A 26,186-nucleotide genomic window follows, 5' to 3' on the forward strand; every position below is an offset into this window, starting at 1 on the left:
AAACATGGAATGTGAACGATAGTACCATTGACACAGTAGAAAAAGCACTTCAAACTCTCAAGAAGATAGATAAAGCCTGTACTGATGCATTAAAAGGAGATTTAACGTCGTTGGAAAAAAAAGTTGTCAATGGCATTCAAGCGAAACTTTTTCCTAATTCCCCAAACGAATGTTTAAATGCAGTAAAGAGAGTGGAAGAGATCTCATCAGCCCTTAGAAAAGCCGAACACGTCGTAGGAAAAGGTTTTAACACCAATTCGTTTATACGTTTTTTAGGGGCCTGTAAAGCTGCAACAAAAGCATTTTTTACCCCCAAACAATCAGCGGTTAAAGCATTTAAAGAAGTTTATCATAAAGATGTTGTCAATACCTTAAAGCAACGTATGGCCTCCAAAGAAGAGGAAGAAGCGCCTCATGACCGACCCAAATTAGGTCACTGACTAACCGTGTGGCAAGTAGCTTATTAAGAGACGTCTTTGCTTGAGGTGGAAAACCCGGGGATAATTTTGCTTTCACCCGGGCTACATTAGTTAGCAATAACCCCTTTTATAAACTTTTACTACCAACCCGTGACCTCAGCAATCGCATCGCCTAAATCGGCTGGAGAACGAACTGTTTTTACGCCAGCCGCCTCAAGAGCAGCAAACTTTTCAGCCGCAGTTCCTTTACCGCCTGAAATAATAGCACCGGCATGGCCCATACGCTTACCTGCCGGAGCCGTCACACCGGCAATATAAGAAACAACCGGTTTACTAATATGGGATTGAATATATTCCGCCGCTTCTTCTTCGGCTGAGCCACCAATTTCACCGACCATAATAATTGCTTCGGTTTTATCATCTTTCTCAAAAAGAGCTAAAGCATCGATAAAATTGGTACCAGGAATTGGATCGCCACCGATTCCTATACAGGTACTTTGACCAAACCCCTTATCAGTCGTTTGTTTAACCGCTTCATAAGTCAAGGTTCCAGAACGGGAAACAATACCAACCTTGCCCGGCAGATGGATTGAACCCGGCATGATTCCAATTTTACATTCACCGGGTGTGATAATACCAGGGCAGTTAGGGCCAATTAAGCGGGCCTGGGTATTATTTTCCAAATACACTTTCACCTGCAACATATCAAGTACAGGAATACCTTCCGTAATACAAACAATTAATTTGATACCAGCATCTGCCGCTTCAAGAATGGAATCTTTACAAAACGGTGCGGGTACGTAAATGACAGAAGCATCTGCCCCTGTTGCCTCTACAGCTTCGCGCACTGTGTTAAAAACAGGTAGTCCTAAATGCTTTTGTCCTCCCTTCCCTGGCGTAACACCACCGACCATGTTCGTACCATACGCAATTGCCTGTTCAGAATGAAAAGTGCCTTGCTTGCCAGTAAAGCCCTGGCAGATTACTTTGGTTTCTTTATTTACTAATACACTCATTACTAGCCTCGAAATTTGGTTCTGGCTGCCTGACCTCTGTCAGACAGTCCACTAATGATAATTAAGCGACTGCTGCCACAATTTTTTTCGCGGCATCTGTCAAACTATCTGCGGCGATAACGTTCAAACCACTTTTATTCAGAATTTCGGCACCCAACCTGGCGTTATTACCTTCCAGACGTACCACAACAGGGACTTTAACATCCACTTCTTTAACAGCAGCAAGAATACCTTCAGCAATTAAATCACAACGTACAATACCACCAAAAATATTGACTAAAATACCTTTGACCTGTTCATCAGAAAGAATAATTTTAAACGCTTCACTGACACGTTCTTTAGTCGCACCACCGCCTACGTCCAGGAAGTTTGCAGGTTCTCCGCCATGCAGCTTAATCACATCCATCGTTGCCATAGCAAGACCAGCACCATTCACCATACAGCCGATTGAACCATCCAGAGGGATATAATTTAATTCCCAATCCGTTGCGCGATTTTCGCGCTCATCTTCCTGTGTAGTATCACGCATCCCTTTCAATTTGGGTTGTCTGTATAGCGCGTTTCCATCAATATTGACTTTCCCATCAAGACAAAGAAGCTGACCGCTTTTAGTTACGACTAAAGGATTAATTTCCAATAAACTTAAATCACATTCAACAAACATTTTACCTAAAGCAAGCATTAAATGAGTGAATTGCTTCACCTGCTGTTCATTGAGTCCTAATTTAAAACCTACCTCGCGACATTGATAAGGCATGACACCAACAAGAGGATCGACAGTTACCTTAAAAATCTTTTCTGGCGTTTCATGAGCTACTTTTTCAATTTCTACTCCGCCTTCAGTAGAAGCCATGATAACTACACGACGGCTTGCTCGATCAACGACTGCGCCCAGATACAATTCTCGATCGATATCGCAAGTTTCTTCAACCAAAACCACATTAACGGGCTGACCTTTTGCATCAGTCTGATAAGTGACCAAACGGGTTCCTAATAAAGATTTGGCAACAGCCGCTAATTCGTCTTTTGTTGAAACGAGTTTAACCCCTCCGGCTTTACCGCGGCCTCCCGCATGCACTTGTGCCTTGACAACCCATTTCGTTGTTGAAAGTTGAGAAGCAGCCTGCAGCGCATCTTCCACACTATGCGCCACTTCACCACGTGGAACGGGCAAGCCATAGCTGGCAAATAATTGCTTGGCCTGATATTCATGTAAATTCATTGTTCACACCCTTTTAAAAAAGCAAACCCGCAATAAACTGCGGGATGCAGAAGTCATCATATTAAACATTCAGCAGCAAGCGTGTCGGGTCTTCCAGCAACTCTTTAACACTTACCAGGAACTGTACGGATTCTCTACCATCAATTAACCGATGATCATAAGACAAAGCCACATACATCATAGGACGAATAACAATTTGTCCTTTTTCAACAATGGGTCTGTCTTCAATTTTATGCATACCCAAAATACCCGTTTGCGGTGGGTTAATGATAGGCGTCGCCAATAAAGAACCAAACACACCACCGTTGGTAATGGTAAATGTCCCTCCCTGCATTTCTTCCATCGCCAGTTTACCTTGTCTGGCACGAGTTGCCGAATCATTGATGGCTTTTTCGATATCAGCCATATTCATCTGATCAGCGTCTCTTACTACAGGAACAACCAGTCCTCGCTCAGTCGATACAGCAATGCCGATGTCATAATAGCCATGATAAACAATATCCTGGCCATCGATGGACGCATTTACTGCCGGGAAACGTTTTAAAGATTCGACCACCGCTTTGGTAAAAAAGGACATAAAACCCAATTTAACCCCATGCTTCTTCTCAAAACTGTCTTTGTATTGTGCTCGTAAATCCATAACCGCTTTCAGATTCACTTCGTTAAAAGTGGTCAGCATAGCCGCATTGTGCTGTGCTTGCACAAGTCGTTCAGCAATCTTCGCTCGCAACCGAGTCATTGGCACACGACGTTCTTCACGAGCGCCCATCATTGCAGGTACAGATTCAGCCTGTGCGGTAGACGATTTAGCGGTTTTTTCGCGATTTGACTGAATAAATGAAAGGACATCTTCTTTGGTAATACGACCATCTTTTCCAGACCCTGAAATTTGACTCGATTTCAAGTCATTCTCAGCCAGCATCCGTCTTACTGCCGGACTTGCTGATTTATCGTCTGAAGCCTCATTTTCCTTTTCTTCCTGTTTTTCTTTTTCCTCAACTTTAGCAGGCTCAGCAGCACCTTCTTCAATTCGTGCCAACAATTGACCTGCACCTACTGTTTCACCTTCCTTGAAAAGGATTTCTTGCAAAATACCATCAGCTGGAGCAGGTACCTCAAGAACTACTTTATCTGTTTCCAAATCCAGGATGTTTTCATCGCGTGTTACTTTATCACCCACTTTCTTGTGCCATGCGGCTACAGTAGCATCGGCTACCGATTCGGGTAAGGCAGGTACTTTAACTTCAATAGACATGATGATACCTTCTGTTATATTTTATTAATCCAATAAAGCCTGTTCAACCAAAGTCTGTTGCTGTTGCGCGTGCAGGACAGGGCTTCCCACCGCGGGGGCCGCCGCAAACTCTCTTCCAGCATAGCTCAAGGTTTGGTCATTCCGCAGACAGTCTATAATGTTATGCTGAGATGAGAACCAGACCCCCTGGTTTTGTGGCTCTTCCTGACACCAGACAATTTTTTTAGCCTGCGGGAACTTGTCAAGCTCCTGCATCAGTGCTTTTTTCGGGAAAGGATAAAGCTGTTCTACCCGTATAATAGCCACATGATTTAATTTTTTATCTTCACGTCGTCTTTGCAAGAGATCATAATACACCTTACCACAACACAACACGACTTTTGTGATCCGGGTCTCATCTAACTCATCGATTTCGGGAATAACGGTATGAAATTTACCTTTACTCAGATCTTCCAGGGGAGATACTGCCAGTTTATGGCGCAGTAAACTCTTCGGCGTCATCACAATTAATGGTTTACGGAATTTACGTAATACCTGGCGGCGCAGCATATGAAACATTTGAGCAGGCGTTGTCGGTGTACAAACCTGAATGTTATGCTGAGCGCACAATTGCATGAAACGCTCCAGACGTGCGGAAGAATGCTCAGGCCCCTGGCCTTCATAACCATGAGGTAAAAGCATGACCAAGCCACATAAACGACCCCATTTCTGTTCTCCGGAGCTGATGAACTGATCAATAACAACCTGAGCACCATTGGCGAAATCACCAAACTGGGCCTCCCATAATACGAGAGAGGTTGGTTCGGAAGCAGCGTAGCCATATTCAAAAGCAAGTACGGCTTCTTCAGAAAGAACAGAATCAATCACTACAAAGGGTTTATTCGGATCAGTGGCGGTCTTTTCCAAAGGAACGTAAGTTTCGCCGGTCTCCAATTCATGCAGAACAGCATGGCGATGTGCAAACGTACCACGTCCTGAATCCTGACCCGATAAACGCACCCCATAACCCTCGTGTAACAAACTGGCATAAGCCATTATCTCGGCATAGCCCCAATTCATAGGAATTTCGCCAAAGGTCATTTTTTCACGATCTGCCAGTAATCGTTTGACAACAGGATGTAATTCAAACCCTTGTGGTAATTCACCAAGCTGCTTTGAAAGAATTTGAATCGTACTGGGACTTATCGTTGTATCCGCTTTATCTGTCCACTTTGCATTAATATAAGGTGTCCAATCGACAGCAACTTTGCCCTCATAATTGTCATGAACAACATCAACAACTGCTTGCCCCTTATCTAACCGACTCCGGTAGTTTTCTACTTCCTGATTCACTTCGTCACGAGTAATACAATTTTTTGCAACAAGTTGATCCGCGTAAATTTCACGTAAAGGACGCATCGCTTTAATTTTTTTATACATGGTTGGCTGCGTTACCGCTGGCTCATCCGCTTCATTATGACCATGGCGACGATAGCATACCAAATCAATCACTATATCCCGTTTAAATTTCATTCTGAATTCAAAAGCTATTTGTGTCGCGAACACAACGGCTTCGGGGTCATCGCCATTGACATGCAGAACAGGGGCCTGCACTATTTTTGCAACATCAGTACAATACAAGGTCGAACGCGCATCCAAAGGATTGGAAGTGGTAAAACCGATCTGGTTGTTAATGACAATGTGAATCGTACCTCCCGTGGAATAGCCACGGGCTTGAGAAAAATTGAATGTTTCCATAACAACACCCTGACCAGCGAAAGCAGCATCGCCATGCACCACCACCGGGACTACCTTGTTCTTTTTATCCAAATCATGTTGGCGTCGTAACCGGGAACGGGCGGAACCTTCAACGACAGGTCCAATAATTTCCAAATGTGAGGGATTAAAAGCCAGAGCAACATGGACAATAGCCTTACTCTCTGTACGCAAATCCGAGGAAAAGCCCATATGATATTTCACATCACCTGTACGCTCTGATTTTATTTTGCCTTCAAATTCCTGGAATAACTCATCAGGTTCTTTTCCTAACACATTCACCAAGACATTCAGGCGTCCGCGATGTGCCATGCCAATGACTATTTCTTTAACGCCACTCTCGCCTCCCTGCCTGATAATTTCTTTCATCATGGGAATAAAAGAATCGCCCCCTTCCAGAGAAAACCGTTTTTGCCCTACATAACGGGTACCTAAATAACGTTCAAGGCCATCTGCAGCAATTAGATCTTTAAGGATTTCACGTTTTTTAGAATCATTAAAATTGGGTCTGCCACGCGCAGGCTCCATCTTTTGCTGCAACCATTCCGTTTCAGTGTTATCAGAGATGTGCATGTATTCAATTCCAATACTGCCACAATATGTTTCACGAAGTGCCTGAAATATATCGCGCAACGGCATCTGTTCACCATTAAAATACTTCCCGGCAAAAAAAGAATTCTTCATATCTGCTTCAGAAAGCTGATGATAAGTCAGTTCAAGGCTTGGAACCTGTACTCGTTCAGCCATCTCCAGGGGATCGAGCCTGGCGGCATGATGACCATGTGCTCTATAGGCATTAATCAGGTTGGCAACCTGATATTGTTTGCTATTATCTTCCGAATTAATGCGTTGAATTCGTTTTTTATCTGCATTTTGTAAAAAATAAGCTTGAATATTACGATGTGAAACATCCTGACCAGCACCATTTACTTTAGGCAAAGCATCAAAAGCAGCACGCCAATCTGCAGGAACAGAATTGGGGTCAGCCAGGTAATCTTCATACAAGGCATCCACATAAGCCATGCTTCCACCTGATAAGTAGGAAGAAGCCCATTGATTTTGCAGGTCAGTACTGCTCATTATGTTCTCTCCAAAGGGGTATGCCCTATTAATCAGGACAACTGAAAATCGCTATCGCTCTATCAATGGCGTCAACTTAAGGCCAATTTTCATTACGTCCCGCAGCTTGACCACGGAGTCCGGGATTGATATATGTTCGGGATTCCGCGGTCAGACCGCAGAACATCGACATCCTTCTTAAGTTGACGACATTGATTACTCTATTCGTACGTTTACATTTGATAGTTTAAAAATGCACATTACTCATACTTTAATAAGTAGCGTCTTTATCCCATCTCACAATTAAGCGAAATATGAGCTATTAAGTTTCCTCAGTCAACATTTGCTTACGAATCTCGGCAATTGCTTTCGTTGGATTGAGTCCCTTCGGACATACATTCGTACAATTCATAATTGTCCGACAGCGAAATACAGAAAATGGGTCCTGTAATTTATCCAAACGATGCGCTGTTGCTGTATCGCGGCTGTCTGCCAGAAAACGCCTGGCTTGCAAAAGTCCGGCAGGGCCAACAAACTTTTCGGGATTCCACCAGAACGATGGACATGAACTTGTACAACAAGCACACAAAATACATTCATATAATCCATCAAGTTGGGCACGCTCTTCTGGCGACTGTAACCGCTCGCGTGCAGGCGCTACCGCGTCATTTTGCAAATAAGGTTCAATACGTTCATATTGTTGATAAAATTGGCTCATATCAACAGCCAAATCACGAATTACCGGGAAGCCCGGCAGGGGACGAATGACTATTTTATTCGTTTTTAATTGGGAAAGCGTTGTTATACACGCCAGGCCATTAGTCCCATTAATATTCATCCCGTCGGAACCACATACGCCTTCCCGGCATGAACGCCTATAAGTAATTGTCGCATCTTGCTCGTCTTTCAAACGTTCAAGCAAAGTAAGTAACATTGGATCGCTTTTAGCCGGAATTTCTATCGCATAATCCTGCATATAAGGTTTCTTATCTACTTCAGGATTATATCGATAAATAGACAGGCTCAAAGTTCTGGTATCAGCCACGGCATATCCTCTCTAATAAACGCGTTCTTTAGGCTCAAATGGCGCAACGTATTTGGGTGATGTATTTACAGGACGATAATCAATGACATCACCTTCCTCAAAATATAGCGTATGTTTAATCCAGTTTGCATCATCCCGTTCGGGGTAGTCTTCCCGGCTGTGGGCGCCGCGACTTTCAGTACGGGCAATTGCCGATTGGGCTGTCGCACAGGCTGTCGCCATTAAATTATCAAGTTCCATTGCTTCTATCAAAGCGGTATTAAACACTTTTGATTTATCTTTCAGGTAAGCATACGATAAGCGCTGCCTCAATGCATCCAGACGTTGTAAGCCTGAAGCCATAATATCACCTGTGCGAAACACACCAAAATCTTCCTGCATCACACGTTGCATTGCATCACGAAGTACGGCAGGACTTTCTCCTTCTTTAGAGTTTTCCCAGCGATGATAACGACTCAACGATGCAGCAATATCATCCTCGGAAATATAAGGCATATCCGGCATTTGGTTCGACTGCCACAGTGTTTCCACGTGTAAACCGGCAGCGCGGCCGAAAACGACCAAATCGAGAAGCGAGTTGCCTCCCAGACGGTTAGCGCCATGTACTGAAACACAAGCACATTCGCCTACCGCGTAAAGCCCCTCGACAATATATTCCTGGCCATTTTTACGTGTTAATACCTGGCCATGCATGTTGGTGGGAATACCTCCCATACTATAGTGACAGGTGGGTACCACTGGAATAGGCTCAACGATTGGATCAACGCCTGCAAATTTCATCGATAATTCACGAATACCAGGTAACCGTGACATAATTAAATCGGCGCCTAAATGATCGAGCTTCAATTTTACATGATCAACCCCTTTTGGATCGAATCCTTTGCCAGCACGAATCTCCAACGCCATGGAACGAGCGACAACATCTCTGGAGGCCAGATCTTTAACACGAGGCGCGTAACGCTCCATAAACCGTTCACCATCCTTGTTAATAAGATAGCCGCCTTCACCTCGACAACCTTCTGTGACAAGAACACCCGCGCCGGCAATACCCGTAGGATGGAATTGCCACATTTCCATATCCTGTAAAGGAATGCCTGCGCGTAAAGCCATACCAAAACCATCGCCGGTATTGATATGAGCGTTAGTAGTTGACTGATAAATACGCCCCGCGCCTCCTGTTGCCAGAATACAGACACGGGTTTGATAGAAAACAATATCACCTGTTTCAATACACAGGGCCGTAACCCCTGCAATTCGACCATGAGCGTCCTTAACAAAATCCAAAGCAAACCATTCACTAAATACATGGGTTTTAGCTTTTAAATTCTGTTGATAAAGCGTATGTAACAGAGCATGACCTGTTCTATCCGCTGCTGCACAGGTACGCGCAGCTTGTTCGCCCCCAAAATTTTTAGACTGACCACCGAACTGGCGTTGATAAATTTTGCCATTCTCCATACGTGAAAAAGGCAAACCCATATGCTCAAGCTCATAAACTGCTTCAGGTCCCGTTTTACAAAGGTACTCGATACAGTCCTGATCACCAATATAGTCAGCTCCCTTCACGGTATCGTACATGTGCCAGCGCCAATCGTCTTCATCCGCATTCCCCAGCGCTGCGGTAATACCGCCCTGAGCTGATACGGTATGCGAACGAGTAGGAAAAACTTTGGATAACAACGCAACTTTTAAACCAGAGTTGGCCAGTTGCAAAGCAGCCCGCATTCCTGCGCCACCTGCACCAATAATTACTGCGTCGAATGTGTTACGTGCAAATGCCATGCTACTGCCCCCACATAATCATAAAACCCCAAACAAGCTGCACCAATAACCACAATAAAACCAGCATTTGCGTAGAAAGCCGAATAGCCGTGCATTTTATATAATCTGTGGTGACAGTCCAAATACCTACCCAGGCATGTAATGAAAGAGCAAATAAAGCAATTAAGCTGGCAATTTTAAATTCTACACATTGAAACAATACGTGCCATTGCTCATAGCTTAATTGTGGATGTGCCAATAAATAAATTAACAAAAACAGTGCATAAACAGCAAAATAAATGGCAGTAACCCGCTGCACCAACCAATCTTTTAAACCATTACCGGTCAAACTTGTTACATTGCTTACCATATCCAGATTCCCAGGAAAATTGTCAAAACAACCGCTAAAAAGATGACTATTATGGCACTATAACGCCCCGCCTTTAAACTTTCACCAAAGCCTAAATCCATAACCATATGGCGAATACCTGCGAGAAGGTGATAAACCAGAGAGGCACTAAAGATCCACACCAAAAATTTGTAATAAGGACTTGCAAGTTGCAGGTAAAGGGTAGCAAAAGATTCAGGGCTGTTCAGTGATCTGCTTAATAAATAAAGCATAAACGGCAACAATAAGAACAGGAAAAGTCCTGATATACGATGTAAAATGGAAGCGATAGCCATCGCGGGAAACTTCATTGTTCCTAAATCCAGATTTACTGGTCTTTTTTGATTCACTGTCACAATCTTCCTTAAAAAAGTATAAATAATCTAATTAACATCAGAGGCGGTTGTTAGTTTACCGACCAGAATTCAATAAAGTAATTATGAATACCATCTTTTCATTACAACTCTGGCAAAACACCGATTACTAAAACAAAAACCCGCGCAGTATAGCACTCTGTTTTTAGGTCGAAAAGTATAGATTACATTGAGTAAGCACTTTGCTTCAAAATAGCTCTGTTATTCAGGGTAGGACAGCCATTTACCCTATCAATTTATTTATAAATTGAACATTAATTGATTATCTACCAAAACACATACTATTCTTCATAGTAGCCAGCTCTGTTTTCGTATAATGCATCAAACGTTGAGCAAAGCTAGGGTACAGACAAAATGAGAATACAAATATGCTTATAAAACGCCCTATGTACAATGCCCAGATGGAATGTGTAGCAATAGAAATTATTGCGGATGAACAAGCAGGCAAGCATTTTGATTTATTTGAGCATTTCGCAACCTTGTTAAGAAATACTGAGCAAAATTTACCCTTATTTGTCCCTTATGCACTAAAATTGCTGGTCGAAAAAGCAGACTCTCCCACTGCTCATTCCTTTGTTCTAAAATTACATGCCGCCGATATTGATAAAGAGTGTCCACGCCAGGAATTAGAAACTTCACCGTACCAAATAGCTTTATTGATTGATACTCCTTCTCAATTGGCGTGGTTAAATTTTGCCGATTATATTGCTTTAAGTGAGCAATTAATATTGGTAGCTAACGTCAGCAATGTCGTAAAATACAGTCAAGCCAGACACCACAAGGTTATTGCTTACGATCTTAGTCATCAGGATCATTTTGAACGCTGTAAACGAATGGCGATGGATTATTTTTGTGGTGATTTTATTTTTCATCCCGCTGACCGTGAAAATCAGGACGTTGCAGCGAATCAATTAAACCTGATGGAACTGATTTCCAGGTTGCAACAGCCTGACACAGATTTGGACAGTGTTGTTGAACTTATTCAAAATGATCCCATGTTAAGCTACCAATTACTAAAAGTGGTCAATTCAGCAGCTTTCTCAGGTTACCAGGCCATCGAATCCATTCAACAGGCTGTCATGCGTCTCGGGGTATTAAATTTAAAAAATTGGGTTACAGTCTTGTCAATGACGAAGGTTTCCAATAAACCTATTGAAATTATTGAATCTGGATTAATCCGGGCGTATATGGCGAAAAAACTTGCAGAAACTCAACCGGAACTTTGTGCGCAAAGCGCTTATACAGCCGGCTTACTTTCTGTTCTCGACAGTTTAATGGATACTCCGATGGCCAGGCTCATTGAAAAAATTACGCTGGCTGACGAGATTAAAATAGCTCTCCTTTCTCATAAAGGCGCGCTTGGCGAATTGCTCGCCACGGTTATTCGTTATGAGGAAGGGCATCTGAATAATCAGGAGGAAGTAACTTATTTCGGGATCGATCTGGAGAAAGTCTATATTGATTGTATAGAACAAGTTGCACAAAGCAAAAAAGCCATGAATGAAATGTCCTAATGTCTTAGGGTTTGTTTTGGCCAAGATAATAGGAAGGTCAACAGACCTTGCTTTTCTTCTGATTTCAATTTAGTAAGATATAGTCGGTAAAGCGCCAGAACCATGACGGAACCGATCTCGCGGTGCTTCGGGCGGGTAACCGTAGCCTTTATCAGCCAGACGTTTTACAATTCGCAAATAATGCTCACCCCAAACGCCGGGATCAAAGTTAGTAACAACGACGTTGTAGCTTAAGTTAATAATGGATTCAAAAGCCTTGCGTTGGGCTAATTCGTGCCCTCCAAAAGCCACCTGCACTTCCGTTTCAGTATCAATCCCACCCGTTTTTAACCGTTCAACCAATATGTAAATCATTTTTTCAATCGTGTAATACAATTTGCACATTGACATACCACTTGTATACATATCCTGGCTTTTAGAAGTAAGCAATTTAAAACCATAATCGTGAATATCATAAACGAACTCATATTCATTCCCTTCCGATACAACATCGGGTTTGATAATCACCGGAGGAGAAATGGTTTCAATAGTGGGATTAATAATAAATAACTCAAAATCAGCCCAGTGCCACCAGAGTTGATAGACTCGCTCTACTAAAGCAACGGGGTCTTCTACCATACTCGCTTCGCTGACTCTTTGACGTACTTCTTCTGCCAGGTTTGCAAAATGTTCTTCAGATTCAGCCATTACTATTACCTGTTATCACTCTATAAAGGTATCTTAGCCCAAAATGCTTGGCTGAGCACGTCTAAAAATCATAAGAAAACGTAAAAACCGCATGTTCGATATTACCCGCTTAACAATATTGGTAATAAACCGGCGGCTGAATGTGGCACTTAAAACAACGGCTTTGGCAGGCTGATTTTTCCTGACAACATTTAATCATTCCTTTGTGAAGACAAAGATCAAGCATCGGCTGTAACGTTTGTATGTCCAAACGAAATTCGCGAGCTATCTGTTGATTACTCGCGACACGCTCACGACGTAAATAATCAAGAATTTGTAATAGCATGAATTTTTGTCTCCCAATTGCCAAACATCCCAATATGACGATTACACTACGGGGTTACTATTTTCGATTTATAACGGCAAAAAATAAAAACGCCTCCCGCACAAAGAAATACGCCGACAATCCAACCTAATGTTTGTTGCGGGTGGTTTGAAAAAGTAGCAAGCTGGTAAAACAATACAGCAACAACATAAGCGATAGTTAAGGACCAGACAATGGAAAATCTCATTAGTTTGCTATTAGCTTCCTGACGAATGACTGCCATCGTGGAAACGCAAGGAATATAAAGGAGGATAAAAAGCAGATAAGCATAGGCACCAGCCTGACCGTCAAAACGTTGCACCATCATACCATAAACTGATTGAGACATTTCCCCATCCGGCGCACTCGCAATCACCGGATTTAATAATGCTTTTCCTAATTGCGCAAAATTCTGTGGAATCGACCATAATGCTGTCTGCAAAGACCCCAAAAAATCAACAGGGGTTACTGCCATCTGTCCCAAATGGCCCATTTGGGCGTACAGGGAATTCAATGATCCAATGACTACTTCTTTAGCTAACATACCGGTCAATAAACCCACTGTGGCAGGCCAATTATCAGGATGTATACCCATCGGTGCAAATAATGGTGTTAGCCATTGCCCTAATAAGGAAAGAACGGAATGGGTATTGGCTTCATTCGCACTTACCCCTCCTTCAATAGTCAAGGCATTTAAACCACCTAAAAGGATACAAACCGGCACAATTACACGCCCTGCCCGCCATACAAAATGGCGTAGCCTCATAACCGTTTCTTTCAACAACCGCTTTAAGGCCGGTTTATGATAGGCAGGCAATTCTATAATGAGGGGAGATACTTCACCGCGCAAAGTAGTTTTACGTAAAATAAATCCTGTTAACACTGCCATTAAAATGCCAATTAAATAAAGAGAAAATACGATGTTTTGACCCCCATGCGGGAAAAAAGCAGCAACAAATACCGCGTAAATTGCGAGACGGGCGCTACAGGACATGAAAGGGCTCATTAATACTGTCAGTAAACGTTCTTTTTCCGAATCAAGCGTGCGGGCAGCCATAATAGCAGGTACGTTACATCCAAAACCGACTATCATGGGAACAAAGGCTTTTCCAGGTAACCCTAAAGCGCGCATGGCTTTATCTACTACAAAAGCTGCCCGCGCCATATAACCCGATGTTTCCAATAAGGATAAAAAGAAAAACATCGCTGCGATAACCGGTATAAATGTTAACGTCGTGTTAATCCCTTTGCCCACTCCATTGGCAACGAGAGCAATAAGCCAATCTGGTGAATGGACGCGTTGCAATAACCAGGCACTTCCCTGAACAAAGATCGTATTAGTAGTGATATCAAAGAAATCCTGAAAAACACCGCCGATATTGATTGCAAATAAAAACATCAGATACATCACGGCAAAAAATAAAGGCAACGCCCACAAACGATGCAAAACAATACGATCTACTTTTGCAGTAAAATATTCACTCGCATCACTGCACTTCTGTTGCACTGTAGCGACCAGTTGATGAATTGCCTGATATCGTGCATCCGCAAGAAGCACATCAAACTCTTCCTGTTGAGGTGCCTCGGGCAATACATTAGCCAGTTGTTGATTCGAAGGCAGCAAAGTATCACCTTCCATCAGACGATAGGCAAAGTAGCGAGCGTGCTGAATCGCAACGCCTGCGGAAATCAACTGCCGTTCAAAATGCTCTACAGCATTTTGGGTCACTGAAGACAAATGAAGTGTCAAAGGCTTTGCTTTATCAGGAATTGTAGTCAATGTATGCAAAAGTTCAGTCAGACCTGACTGTTTATGAGCCTGAAGTGGCAAAACAGGACAATTTAATTGGTGAGCCAGAGCTTTCACATCAATGGTGATCCCCCGATTTTTAGCGATATCCATCATATTTAATACGATGATAATCGGTTTACCTAATTCCAATAACTGGCTTGTCAAATACAAATGACGCTCAAGATGGCTGGCATCGATCACATTAACGATTAGATCCACATCAAGATTTATCACAGCTTGCGCCGCAATTTGCTCATCCAGACTGATATCATCCCCGGTTGCAGCCAGTGAATAGACACCAGGCAGATCGGTCACTTGCAGAAGTTGTTCCTTAAAAGTAAAACACCCGGTTTTCTTTTCAACAGTCACCCCCGGCCAATTACCCACTCGCTGGTTTGCGCCTGTTAACGCATTAAATAAGGTTGTCTTACCACAATTAGGATTACCTGCCAGTAAAAGATGTGTCATACATACTCCCACTCCAATTGCCCGGCCTCTTCCTTACGCAAAGTCAGGAAGGTACCTCGTACTTCGACCTGCACCGGGCATCCAAGAGGTGCTTTTCTAATAATGGACAATTCAACTCCACGAGTAATTCCGAGAGTCAATAAACGGCGCCTGTAGGATAAATTCGTTTGACCAAAATCGACCAATCGCACGCGATCGCCTATAGCTAACTCAGTAATTCGCATTTTTTTAATTTTAAAAACCAGAGATGTAAAAGTTTAACACAAATGATATCGAGAATCATTCTCATTTTGTAATAAATGGAGTTATATTTATACTTTATTATTTACCGACTGTTCAATACTGATACATTGTCGTTTACATCCAGACCATCCTCCGCCCAACGCCTTAATTAATTGCACGCTAGCCAGCTGGCGTCGGATATGAATATCAACCAGGGCAAGCTCTGATTGCAATGCAATATTTTCATTGACAATGACATCCAAATAATTAGTAATGCCTCCCTCGTAACGTTTATTTGCCTGAACTAGCGACAATTTGGCTGCTCGTGTTGCCGCTGTCTGACTACGAGTTTCCTGTTCAAGACGGTGTACGGCGACAAGATTATCTTCTACTTCCTGAAATGCGTTTAATACCGTTTGGCGGTAGAGAGCCACTGTTTCATGATAACTTGCCTTGGCAGCATTCAACAAACCCTTAAGCCTGCCTCCATCGAACAAAACCTGTTTCACCATCGGTTGAACCAGATTTAAGGAACTAAGCGGCCCCAAAGACCAAAATAAACTGGGCTTGGAAATAAGATTTCCCAGAGATTGACTTTCAAAACCACCGATAACAGGAACAATAATCTGGGGAAAAAATGCAGCACAGGCAACACCTATTTCTGCATTGGCTGCTTGTACACGTTGTTCAGCAGCAGCAATATCGGGTCTGCGTTCTAACAAAACAGAAGGAAATACCGGGGCTACAACTATTGGATTCATTGCAACCTGAGCTTTGGGCATCTTGAAATTTGCAGGCACCTCTCCTGTCAAAATAGCAATTGCATGCTCTAATTGAGCCCGCGCCAAACGCATATCGGTTGCCAACGTTTTAGCATTTTCCAGCTGAGTTTCCGCCTGATAGACATCAGCAACAGAAGAAACACCGCCATCATGGCGTTTGCGAGTTAAATAGAGGGCTTTTTGATAAGCAATGACCGTTCTGTCCAGAATACGCTGTGCTTCTTCCTCCCCCCGCAATGTAAAATAATCTGCGGCCAGCAGGGCATGTAAACTAAGCGAGACACCTGCAAGATCGGACTCGCTGGCCTCAGCACGATACTCGCTTGAGGCTACTGAATTGCGGACTCGGCCCCAAAGATCTACTTCATAATTTAAATTTGCCCCAATCATAAAATCACTAAACCGGGTGTTTGAATTCACATTGGCAACATGACGTGATGTTTCCTGGGTATCCGCATTGGCAATTCCCATAATAGAAGGATAATACGCAGAACGAGCGACCTGAACGAGAGCTTGTGCTTTTTGATAACGCGCAAAAGCAACTTTTAAATCCTGATTGGCGCAGGTCAATTTTTCCTCAAGAGCATTTAACACAGGATCATTAAACATTCGCCACCACCGCCCGGCTTTTGTTAGTTGTTTAGCTGACTGAGCAGGTTTCCATCCCGCAGTTTCTTTATATTGAGGGGGAATAACCATCAATGGACGTTGATATCGGGGAGCTAACGAACACGCCGCCAACATCAGAATCAATACAGAAAACACAAGCTTCGTCATTTTCTTATTTATTTTCATTAGAAATTGACCTTGGTTGCGCGAGCGTTTTTTTCTCTTCTGCCAATCGCACTGTTTCACCGTTAACAATACCATCAGACGGATTTAAAATAACACGCTCGCCAATATTCAGTCCCGTACTCACTTCTACTTCATTGCCAAAGTCACGACTCACTGTAATTGATTTCAATACAACCTTGTTCGCGTTATCTACTGTAGCCACTTGTAATCCCTGTGAACGAAATAATAACGCATTAACGGGTACACGAATCAGTTTGGGCGACAGAGGCATGCTGAAATGCATTTCAGTGTAGCCACCGGGCAATAGTTCTTCTCGAGGGTTAGCCGCAGTAAACTGAGCCAGCAAAGTACGTGTTGTCGCGTTAATGGCATCAGCTGTCTGGTACAGTTTTGCTGGAAAAATCTTGCCCGGATACTCGGTAAAATGCAGAGTTACCTGCATGTCGGGTTTAATTCGAGTAGCATAGGTTTGAGGTATTTGCACATACACTCGTAAAGGATTTGATTGCACAATGTGAAACAAAGGAAATACGTTTGCTCCACTCCCTGCATTAATGAGAGAACCAATGTCAATAGAACGCAGGCTGATGGTTCCATCAAAAGGAGCAATGACTCGCTCATAACTTACCAAATCGTGTAATCTGTCGCGATTGGCCTGTGCAGCAGCAACGATTGCTGTGGTCGCTTTTTGTGCGCTGACTTTTTCATCAGTCTCTTGTTGAGAAACAGAATCTGACTTCAATAAATTGACCCAGCGTTTTGCTGTTACACGAGCCAAATCCTCATTGGCAATCGCTGTATTTAAATCTGCTTTCGCTTGATTTAACTGCGCATCCACCTCCGGAGCTTCAATTTCTGCCAATAAATCACCTTTCTTCACCCGGCTGCCAATATCAACATACCATTTCCTAATATAACCATTTATACGGGCATAAATAGTAGCTTCATGCCAGGCTTGAACAGTTGCGGGTAAAACAATTTCTTCGGCCGCAGGCCCAGGCTTGGTTACAAAAGTCGCAACGACCCGAACTGAGTGAGTGTTGGTATCTGTTCGCAACGTTTCTGCAGCACGAATACGAAAAAAAATAATGGTTAGAGCAAGGACTAAAATAAGACTTATAGCACTATAAAAACGCCCTGAAAATTTAAATTTTATCGGTCGTTTATCCTCAGACATGTGTGCCTCTCTCTTTTACCCGCCATTTGCGGCGGTGAATCAGACAATAAACCGCTGGCACAAAAAATAAGGTAGAAATAGTCGCGAAAGACAAACCACCAATGACCGCCCGGCCCAAAGGTGCATTTTGCTCACCCCCCTCTCCCAGGCCAAATGACATGGGCAGCATGCCAATAATCATCGCCAAAGCAGTCATTAACACAGGACGCATACGTGTCTTCCCGGCCTCAAGTGCTGAGGTAAACGGATCATGTCCTTCTTTCATATGATCGCGAGCAAAACTGATAACAAGAATTCCGTTTGCCGTGGCAACTCCCATACACATGATGGCCCCCGTCAACGCGGGAACACTAAGTGTTGTATGGGTGAGAAATAACATCCATACAATACCGGCAAGGGCCGCGGGTAAGGCGGTAATAATAATAAATGGGTCCAGCCACGATTGAAAATTAATCACAATCAGCAGATATACCAGCACAATAGAAAAAATAAGCCCCCAATACAATCCTTTAAATGCTTTTTCTTTTGTTTCTATTTGGCCACGCACGGCTACGGAAGAACCCAGGGGCAATTCTTTTTGGGTGTCATCAACAAGTTTTTGGATAGCCTTTGCCACTGAACCCAGATCGCTATCCTGTATTGAAGCAAAAATATCAATCACTGGCTGTACATTGTAATGAGAAACAACAACAGGTGAAACGTTCCGATCAATGGAGGTCATTGCACCCATAATCTGTGGTTGTGAGACTGTCGCTGCGTTAGCAACGGTAATATTACGTAAAGCCTGTAAAGAGTTCATGTAATATTGCGGCGCCTGAGTCGCAACAGGATAAGACACATGGTTTTTGGGATTCACCCAAAAAGTTGGCGCAATTTGGAAACTACCCGATAGGGTAATTAATAAATTATTGGCAATATCAAACTGACTATATCCCAGTTCACGCGCCCGACTGCGATTTGAGTTGACCAGCAAGGTGGGGTAATTAAACGCTTGTCTGAAATGAGCATCAACAACACCCGGAATATGTTTCAGACGCTCCAAAAACCGGTTTGCGTATTTCAAATTCTCGTCCAGCTTCAGACCAATAACCTGAATGTCAATCGGCGAAGGTAGACCAAAATTAAGGATCTGATTGACAATATCAGCTGGTAAGAAGGAAAAAATAACACCAGGAAACCTGTTTTGCAGGATGATTCTTAATTGTCGAATGTAATCATTAATTGGCTTATGTTTTTCATCCAGTGAAATTAATACGTCCGCATCGCTGGCTCCATTAGTTGCAGAGTTACTATAAGATAAATTAATACCACTGGTAGGCAGGCCAATGTTATTCACTATGCTATCCAGTTCATTAGCAGGAATCACTTCTCGAATTACAGCGCCAATTTCGCTGGCCAAACGAGCAGTTTCTTCCACTCGTGTACCAGTAGGTGCTTGAAAGTGTAATTTAATCTGGCCTGCATCTACAGTAGGAAAAAAATTGGACCCAATCCATGGAAACAAAAGTAACAAAGAACCCATGATAAAAAACAAAGAAACAACAATAAAGCGCTTCGGATCTTGCAGAATCCGCGCTAATAAATCCCCGTAACGCTGACGGAATCGCTCAAAGCGCTTTTCAAATCTGGTATGAAAACGGGCGAACCAATTGCCTTGCCCGGATTGTTCTTGTCCAATCTCATGTTTACTTAATAAATATTTAGCGAGCGTTGCAACGAGTGTACGCGACAAAATATAGGAGGCCAGCATCGCAAAAATAACTGCTTCGGCTAAAGGAGCAAACAAATATTGCGCAACGCCGCCCAGATAAAACATCGGTACAAAAACAATACAGATACAAAGTGTAGATACCAGTGCAGGGATGGCGATTTGTTTAGCGCCGTCGAGAATAGCCTGCTCTACTTCTTTTCCTTGCTCCAAATTCCAGTTAATATTTTCGATGGCTACCGTAGCATCGTCAACCAGAATGCCAACGGCTAATGCCAATCCGCCCAGCGTCATGATATTAACCGTCTCTCCCAATGCGGATAAAATAGCCAGCGAGGCCAAAATAGACAAAGGAATAGAAAGGGTGATGATAAAAGTACTACGCCAACTACCTAACACAATTAAAATCATTAACCCGGTTAAACAGGCAGCAATAATCCCTTCTTTAATAACGCCTTCAATCGCTGCAAGGACAAAAATAGATTGATCACCAAAGTTGGACAGATTTAAAGCCGGGGGCATCATATTTTTTAGTAAGGGAAGCAATGCCTTTACCCGGCTTACAATGTTTAACGTCGAAGCATTTCCTGTTTTTTGAACCGACATCATGACCGCTCGTTGGTCATTTACAGTGACAACATTCGTTTGTGGGGCAAAACCATCCCGAACATGGGCCACATCCCGAATATAAAGGACTCCTCCGCCTGGCAGTGATTTAATTGGAAAATTATTAAACTCTTCAGTGGTCAGGGGACTGCCATTAAGGGTAACCAGATATTCGTATAAACCTATTTTTTCTGTTCCAGCAGGCAAAATTAAATTTTGTGCGTCAATAGCGGCATTAATATCCTGAGCGGATATGCCGTAAGTTTGCATTGCCTTTGGATGAAGGTCGACTTGCACCTGCCGTACCTTACCGCCGTAGGGGAATGGAAGAGATGCCCCTTGAACGGTTGCCAGTTGCGTACGGATAAAATTATTACCCAGATCATTCAAAGCCTGCTCCGACAACGTTGGGCTGGATAATACCAATTGCAGTACAGGAACAGAGGCAGCATTGTAGCTTAATATCTGCGGCGGTGTAGTCCCTGGCGGCATTTGTCTTAATAAAGTCTGGCCAACGGCAGTAACCTGACTCAAAGCCACTGCTATTTTTACGCCTGGATGAAAAAACAGTTTAGTGACGCTAACCCCTAATAGCGATGCTGATTCAATATGTTCAATGTCATTAACGGTAGTTGTTACCGCTCGCTCAAACAGGCTGGTAAGACGATCAGCCATATCCTGGGGAGACATGCCATTGAATGTCCATAATACGCTCACTACTGGAATATCAATGTTGGGAAAAATATCTGTAGGTGTACGCAATATCGCTAATGGCCCAATAATCAGCAACATTAAAGCCAATACAATAAACGTATACGGCCGAGATAAGGCCACCCACACAAGCCACATAGCAGTCCGTGCCAAGGAATTGGAAGATTTTCAGTATAGCAATGGGAATCATTGAGATCTATGATTCAATATCACCTTTCTTCGTACACCGCAGAAAAATATGCCTTGCCCGGACAGACGCTGCTATTTCTGATTTGTTACTGAGGAAAATCAATTAACTCGCTGACTTACAATGAAATTATATAATCTTACTAAGAAAGGTATGAGGTACAACGATACACAGGGCGTAATTTTATAAGCTATCGAAGAAAAGAGTAACGATGTGAGACAATAAGCTTTGGCAACCAACCCGAATGAAAAAATGGAAGAGAAACACTATTATGTTTATATATTAGCCAGTAAAAAATATGGAACTCTTTATACTGGAGTAACAAGTAATCTTATACAACGAATATATCAACATAAGGAAGGTTTGGTCGAGGGATTTACGAAAAAGTACAATATTCATCACTTGGTTTATTATGAGATACACTCAGATGTTTATGAAGCAATAACAAGAGAAAAACGCATCAAGAAGTGGAATAGACAATGGAAAATAAACCTGATTGAGCAAAACAATCCTCAGTGGCTTGATTTGAGCATTGGATTATTTTAATAGATGGTTGCCCGCCTGCGCGGGCAAGACAGATGTTAACAAGCATCTATTAATTAAAAAACTGTCTTACCCCGCAAAAGCGCTGTGTGATCCTCTCATTTTGTGCAATTGAGGTTTAATGGATGCTTTGAAATTATTTGACCCCTATAATTTTATTTGGTCATCCCCCGCGCAGGCGGGGGATCCATCTCTCACCCCCCAAAGCAACCGTGTAATTTGAGAAACTCTCGTTTTCACCCTGAGTAATCCTCTCATTTTTTGTGCAATTGAGGTTTAATGGATGCTTTGAAATTATTTGACCCCTATAATTTTATTTGGTCATCCCCCGCGCAGGCGGGGGATCCATCTCTCACCCCCCAAAGCAACCGTGTAATTTGAGAAATTCCCGTTTTCACCCTGAGTAATCCCTAATTTTTTGTGCAATTGAGGTTTAATGGATGCTTTGAAATTATTTGACCCTTATAATTTTATTTAGGTCATCCCCCGCGCAGGCGGGGGATCCATCTCTCACCCCCCAAAGCAACCGTGTAATTTGAGAAATTCCCGTTTTCACAGGAATGACCTAAAAATAATTGAGAGGGGTGTTTAACAATCATACAGAAAAATGAAAGGATCACTCAGCAAGCAACCATTCATGGTTTAATAATGAACGTTATATTTTTTCTTTAATTTAATTAGGCATGTGAGTATCGGAGCACAAAAAATCTGCCTATTTTGGCCAAGATGACAGAACTATCAATGGAGTCTAAAAACTGCTTTGAGATGTCCGGGGATGACGCCTGACGTAATCGGCAGATTGCATTTCCTGTAAACGACTTAAGGTGCGTTTAAAACTTTGTCTCATCTCACCTTGTATATATAATTGCTCTAAAGGCGCAGCCGCGGAAAGAACCAGGCGTATACCCCGATCATACATCACATCAATAAAATGGATTAGTAAAATAACGCCAATGGAGTCATTTTCGGTAAGAGCCGGGATATTGGCTACAAAAACCGTGTCAAACCGATCAGCAATTTCCAGATAATCCAATTGACTACGCGGTAAATTACAGATCACGCTGAAATCAAACCAAATAGCTCGTCTTCCACAATGAATAAAGGGTATTTCTCTATTTTGTACAGTTAACATACCCGATTCATGCAATCCTTCTCCAGTTATCGCGACAAATTGATCCGCTAAAAGCTTGTCCGTAGCGCCACCTAATGGATAGAAATAAGCACTGCCCAAAGGCTCACGCCCGCAACGATAATCTTTTTTCTGATGTAAGCTGATTACATCACAATGTGTCTTGATTAGCGCTATAGCCGGGAGAAAACGCGCGCGTTGCACGCCACTCCAATATAACTCATCCGGCCTGGTATTTGAAGTCGCTACTAAAATTACACCCTGGGCAAATAACGCTTGCAGCAATTCTGCAAGGATCATGGCATCAGCAACGTCGTGTACCAGAAATTCGTCAAAACATAAAATGCGAATGCGTTTGGCAAGATCCGCGGCAATTTGACGTAAAGGATTTTTTTGCCCCTGTAAATGACGCAATTGAGCATCAACCTGTTGCATAAATTGATGAAAATGAAAACGCGCTTTCTGCTGTTCATCAATAGAATGATAAAATAAATCCATCAGATAGGTTTTACCCACCCCTACAGAACCGTAAAGATAAACACCTCGAATCAGCCTTTTTCGACGTCTGGGAAACCATGAAGAAACCGGTTTATCGAGATCATCCAACACTCGTTGCATGGACAATAAGACCTGACGCTGCTCCTTGTCATCCTCGATATCACCAAGCGCGATAGCAGCTTCGTAATGTTCTATTAAAGTCATAAATCGGTAACCTGACGGATTTTCTCTATTAATTGCGCTTTAAGTTCAAGCAATTTACCGTGAAAAAAATGACCTGTTTCAGCAAAACGATACACGGACAAAGGAGGGGTGTGGTCATTGGCAAAATCAAGAACATGCGATAAAGACACTACTTCATCATCCTCACCTTGCATAATAAACCACGGCTTTTCTCGTCTGAATTCCTGATAATTATAATGATGTACGGGGGGTGCAATAGTCACTAACATCTCGCTTTCGCATAGTGAGGCCGCACGATAAGCCACATAAGAACCGAAAGAAAAACCCGCGAACAGACTCTGAGCACCTGGTTTTTCTCGCTGCCAGAGACGCATTAAAATGAGCATGTCATCACTTTCGCCAATTCCCGCATCATAGGCACCTTCTGATTGTCCAACACCACGAAAATTAAACCGCAAACTGGGAATACCAAGCTCTTTAAAAGCGCGAGCCATGGTTGTTACCACTTTATTATTCATTGTCCCTCCCTGGAGCGAATGAGGATGTCCAAGCAGAGCAATGTAACGCTCATTGACGTGAGCAGGTGTAGTCAACATTCCCTCCAGCTGCCCAACCGCTCCTTCAAAAACAAAAGGATGCTCGCCTGCGGTATTTAATTTGTCAGTTAATGGCATGAAAAAACCTGTTCTGTTAAAAATACAATCATAACCCATCTTGCAATTTCATGCGCGTCCTTTATGATTCTATTCAGCACCGACTTCATGGGGAGCGGTGACTTTTATTAATGAAGCATTATTGGAGGACTTGATCCATGCGACAGGTACCTGAGTTTTTTTCCTTTTTTTCTTTTTTATCTGCAAACTCCCGGATAAGGAGAGTTGCATGAAGATTCATGACTTTCAACGCAAAAAAAAGCAGAAAACAAAAATCAGCATGCTGACTTGCTATGATTACCCCTCTGCTCGTATTGTGGCAGAATCAAATATTGATTGTGTTTTAGTAGGTGATTCGGTAGCAATGGCAGTGCATGGGTATGAAAGTACCATTATGGCAACAATGGATATGATGGTAATGCATACTCAAGCTGTCGCACGAGGTTTAAACCAGCAATTTCTGATCGCAGACCTTCCTTTTTTAAGCCATCGCATTTCTCAGGCTGAGACAATCAGTAATGTAAAACGCCTGATGCAATCAGGTGCACAGGCCATAAAAATTGAAGGCGCGGATAACGAGACTTGTCAATCCATTGCCTATATAGTTGCCTCAGGGGTTCCAGTGTGTGGACATATTGGCTTAATTCCTCAATCGGTTCATCAATTAGGCGGTTACCGTGTACAAGGAAAAAATGAGGAGCAAGCCGCTCTTTTAATACAACAGGCAGCGCATCTTGAAACCGCTGGATGTTTTGCCCTTGTCCTTGAATGTGTGCCTCAGCAGTTGGCGAAAAAAATTACTGAAACGTTGAAGATTCCAACTATCGGCATAGGTGCGGGTGTTCACACCGATGGTCAGGTGTTAGTCTGGCATGATCTTTTAGGCTTGCAAACTGAATTCCATCCCCGATTTTTAAAGCAATATGCGCAAGGTAAGGATCTGATATTAACCGCTATTAATCATTATGCGCACCAGGTGCAATATGCCGAATTTCCTACTGAGTCCCATTCATTTTAATTCACTTTCTTTCAATTAGTATTCTAAAGAGGAAATATGCAAATTTTTCATGATGTTAACGAATGGTTGACTGTTCGGGATGCGCTGGAATCCGACGTTTCTCTAGGTTTTGTTCCCACTATGGGTAATTTACATCCAGGACACATTTCCTTATTAACTAAAAGTAAACAGGAAAACCATTCCACGATTGCCAGTATCTTTATCAACCCCACGCAATTTGATCGTACCGATGATTTCATTCATTATCCACGTACTTTGGATGCCGATCTTAAATTGCTTGCACAAGCAGGCGTAGATTATTGCTTACTCCCTGACAAAGAGAGGCTCTATGCCGATAATTACTGTTATCAATTACAGGAAACAACACTCTGCCAATTAATGGAAGGAAAACAAAGACCAGGACACTTCACCGGTATGCTCACCGTCGTTATGAAATTACTTAACCTGACAAGACCTCAACGGGCTTACTTTGGTGAAAAAGATTATCAACAATATCTTTTAATCCGTGATATGGTCGCCGCTTTTTTCTTAAAAACAGAGATTAAAGTGTGTCCCACTGTGCGTGAACCAGGTGGTCTTGCCTATAGTTCTCGTAATACTCGTCTAAACGACAGCCAGCGTTTTAGAGCAGAGCAGTTTGCTCAAATTTTTCATCAGGACAAACCGCGTGAAGACCTCATTGAAGAACTTTGCAAGGCAGGGATACAAGTGGAATATCTTGAGGACTATGAAAACAGACGCTTTGTGGCTGTCATGATCGATGACATTCGTTTGATTGATAATTATTCACTAGTCAGGCGTTAATTTAATCCAACTAAAAGGGATAGATGATAGTTATATAACCGCCATCTATCTCATCACTTTTCATACGCTAAA

At 42.7% G+C, this 26,186-nt stretch carries 22 protein-coding genes; 5 read left to right on the forward strand and 17 right to left on the reverse strand.

The features are described 5' to 3' along the window. Nucleotides 1-11 precede the first annotated feature (11 nt). Nucleotides 12-440 (forward strand): hypothetical protein, encoded by a 429-nt coding sequence (locus tag T345_RS0104035; protein WP_028388213.1) that lies wholly within the window; start codon nt 12-14, stop codon nt 438-440. A 119-nt stretch (nt 441-559) separates the two neighbouring features. On the opposite strand, the gene sucD is transcribed toward T345_RS0104035, so the two are convergent. The 8 genes from sucD to sdhC form a co-directional block, all read right to left on the reverse strand. After that, the gene (gene sucD, locus T345_RS0104040; RefSeq protein WP_028388214.1) at nt 560-1,435 is read right to left on the reverse strand and encodes a succinate--CoA ligase subunit alpha; all 876 of its coding nucleotides are present in this window, start codon (nt 1,433-1,435) and stop codon (nt 560-562) included. Nucleotides 1,436-1,496: 61 nt separating this feature from the next. Continuing rightward, nucleotides 1,497-2,657, reverse strand: a complete 1,161-nt coding sequence (sucC, locus tag T345_RS0104045) for an ADP-forming succinate--CoA ligase subunit beta (RefSeq protein ID WP_028388215.1) — start codon at nt 2,655-2,657, stop codon at nt 1,497-1,499. A gap of 61 nt (nt 2,658-2,718) precedes the next feature. Continuing rightward, nucleotides 2,719-3,912, reverse strand: a complete 1,194-nt coding sequence (odhB, locus tag T345_RS0104050; protein WP_028388216.1) for a 2-oxoglutarate dehydrogenase complex dihydrolipoyllysine-residue succinyltransferase — start codon at nt 3,910-3,912, stop codon at nt 2,719-2,721. 24 nt (nt 3,913-3,936) lie between these two features. Then, entirely contained in the window at nt 3,937-6,747 is a 2,811-nt protein-coding gene (locus T345_RS0104055; protein ID WP_028388217.1) for a 2-oxoglutarate dehydrogenase E1 component, read from the reverse strand. A 301-nt stretch (nt 6,748-7,048) separates the two neighbouring features. Beyond that, a complete protein-coding gene (locus T345_RS0104060; protein WP_028388218.1) occupies nt 7,049-7,771 on the reverse strand; it encodes a succinate dehydrogenase iron-sulfur subunit in 723 nt (240 codons plus the stop codon). 12 nt (nt 7,772-7,783) lie between these two features. Then, complete coding sequence (sdhA, locus tag T345_RS0104065) at nt 7,784-9,553, reverse strand: succinate dehydrogenase flavoprotein subunit (protein ID WP_028388219.1); 1,770 nt, start codon at nt 9,551-9,553, stop codon at nt 7,784-7,786. Nucleotide 9,554: 1 nt separating this feature from the next. After that, nucleotides 9,555-9,902, reverse strand: a complete 348-nt coding sequence (gene sdhD / locus T345_RS0104070) for a succinate dehydrogenase, hydrophobic membrane anchor protein (RefSeq protein ID WP_028388220.1) — start codon at nt 9,900-9,902, stop codon at nt 9,555-9,557. Beyond that, nucleotides 9,896-10,270, reverse strand: coding sequence for a succinate dehydrogenase, cytochrome b556 subunit (gene sdhC / locus T345_RS0104075; RefSeq protein ID WP_028388221.1), 375 nt, complete (start codon nt 10,268-10,270; stop codon nt 9,896-9,898). Before sdhC ends, sdhD begins: the two co-directional genes overlap by 7 nt. Before the next feature lie 392 nt (nt 10,271-10,662). Here sdhC and T345_RS0104080 point away from each other — a divergent pair, with 392 nt between their 5' ends. Continuing rightward, entirely contained in the window at nt 10,663-11,808 is a 1,146-nt protein-coding gene (locus T345_RS0104080) for an EAL and HDOD domain-containing protein (RefSeq protein ID WP_028388222.1), read from the forward strand. Nucleotides 11,809-11,877: 69 nt separating this feature from the next. Here the strand turns inward: T345_RS0104080 and T345_RS0104085 are convergent, their stop codons facing one another. From T345_RS0104085 to T345_RS0104115, 7 genes are all read right to left on the reverse strand, one after another. After that, nucleotides 11,878-12,495 (reverse strand): hypothetical protein, encoded by a 618-nt coding sequence (locus T345_RS0104085; protein ID WP_035918104.1) that lies wholly within the window; start codon nt 12,493-12,495, stop codon nt 11,878-11,880. 109 nt (nt 12,496-12,604) lie between these two features. Continuing rightward, nucleotides 12,605-12,820: a FeoC-like transcriptional regulator gene (locus T345_RS0104090; RefSeq protein WP_028388224.1), complete on the reverse strand. Its 216-nt coding sequence runs from the start codon at nt 12,818-12,820 to the stop codon at nt 12,605-12,607. A gap of 46 nt (nt 12,821-12,866) precedes the next feature. Further along, complete coding sequence (feoB, locus tag T345_RS13510; RefSeq protein WP_051555123.1) at nt 12,867-15,098, reverse strand: Fe(2+) transporter permease subunit FeoB; 2,232 nt, start codon at nt 15,096-15,098, stop codon at nt 12,867-12,869. Next, nucleotides 15,095-15,322 carry a FeoA family protein gene (locus T345_RS0104100; protein ID WP_028388225.1) on the reverse strand — a complete coding sequence of 76 codons (228 nt, stop codon included), beginning with the start codon at nt 15,320-15,322 and terminating at the stop codon, nt 15,095-15,097. Before T345_RS0104100 ends, feoB begins: the two co-directional genes overlap by 4 nt. Nucleotides 15,323-15,409: 87 nt before the next feature. After that, nucleotides 15,410-16,897: an efflux transporter outer membrane subunit gene (locus tag T345_RS13515; protein ID WP_242604569.1), complete on the reverse strand. Its 1,488-nt coding sequence runs from the start codon at nt 16,895-16,897 to the stop codon at nt 15,410-15,412. Then, nucleotides 16,884-18,074 (reverse strand): efflux RND transporter periplasmic adaptor subunit, encoded by a 1,191-nt coding sequence (locus T345_RS0104110; RefSeq protein WP_028388226.1) that lies wholly within the window; start codon nt 18,072-18,074, stop codon nt 16,884-16,886. The genes T345_RS13515 and T345_RS0104110 overlap by 14 nt, the downstream gene beginning before the upstream one ends. Then, on the reverse strand, nt 18,067-21,237 hold the full coding sequence (locus T345_RS0104115) for an efflux RND transporter permease subunit (protein WP_028388227.1): 3,171 nt from the start codon (nt 21,235-21,237) through the stop codon (nt 18,067-18,069). Before T345_RS0104115 ends, T345_RS0104110 begins: the two co-directional genes overlap by 8 nt. Nucleotides 21,238-21,538: 301 nt before the next feature. Here T345_RS0104115 and T345_RS0104120 point away from each other — a divergent pair, with 301 nt between their 5' ends. Then, entirely contained in the window at nt 21,539-21,832 is a 294-nt protein-coding gene (locus T345_RS0104120) for a GIY-YIG nuclease family protein (protein WP_028388228.1), read from the forward strand. A gap of 745 nt (nt 21,833-22,577) precedes the next feature. Here the strand turns inward: T345_RS0104120 and zapE are convergent. Further along, on the reverse strand, nt 22,578-23,660 hold the full coding sequence (zapE, locus tag T345_RS0104125) for a cell division protein ZapE (RefSeq protein WP_028388229.1): 1,083 nt from the start codon (nt 23,658-23,660) through the stop codon (nt 22,578-22,580). Continuing rightward, nucleotides 23,657-24,313 (reverse strand): alpha/beta hydrolase, encoded by a 657-nt coding sequence (locus T345_RS0104130; protein ID WP_028388230.1) that lies wholly within the window; start codon nt 24,311-24,313, stop codon nt 23,657-23,659. The genes zapE and T345_RS0104130 overlap by 4 nt, the downstream gene beginning before the upstream one ends. A 208-nt stretch (nt 24,314-24,521) precedes the next feature. Here T345_RS0104130 and panB point away from each other — a divergent pair, with 208 nt between their 5' ends. Together panB and panC are read left to right on the forward strand one after the other, a co-directional pair. Further along, complete coding sequence (gene panB, locus T345_RS0104140) at nt 24,522-25,310, forward strand: 3-methyl-2-oxobutanoate hydroxymethyltransferase (RefSeq protein ID WP_028388231.1); 789 nt, start codon at nt 24,522-24,524, stop codon at nt 25,308-25,310. A 36-nt stretch (nt 25,311-25,346) separates the two neighbouring features. Then, entirely contained in the window at nt 25,347-26,114 is a 768-nt protein-coding gene (gene panC, locus T345_RS0104145; protein WP_028388232.1) for a pantoate--beta-alanine ligase, read from the forward strand. The last annotated feature ends 72 nt before the right edge of the window (nt 26,115-26,186 follow it).

It is taken from the genome of Legionella fairfieldensis ATCC 49588 (assembly GCF_000621525.1).
In the GTDB taxonomy this organism is placed as follows: domain Bacteria; phylum Pseudomonadota; class Gammaproteobacteria; order Legionellales; family Legionellaceae; genus Tatlockia; species Tatlockia fairfieldensis.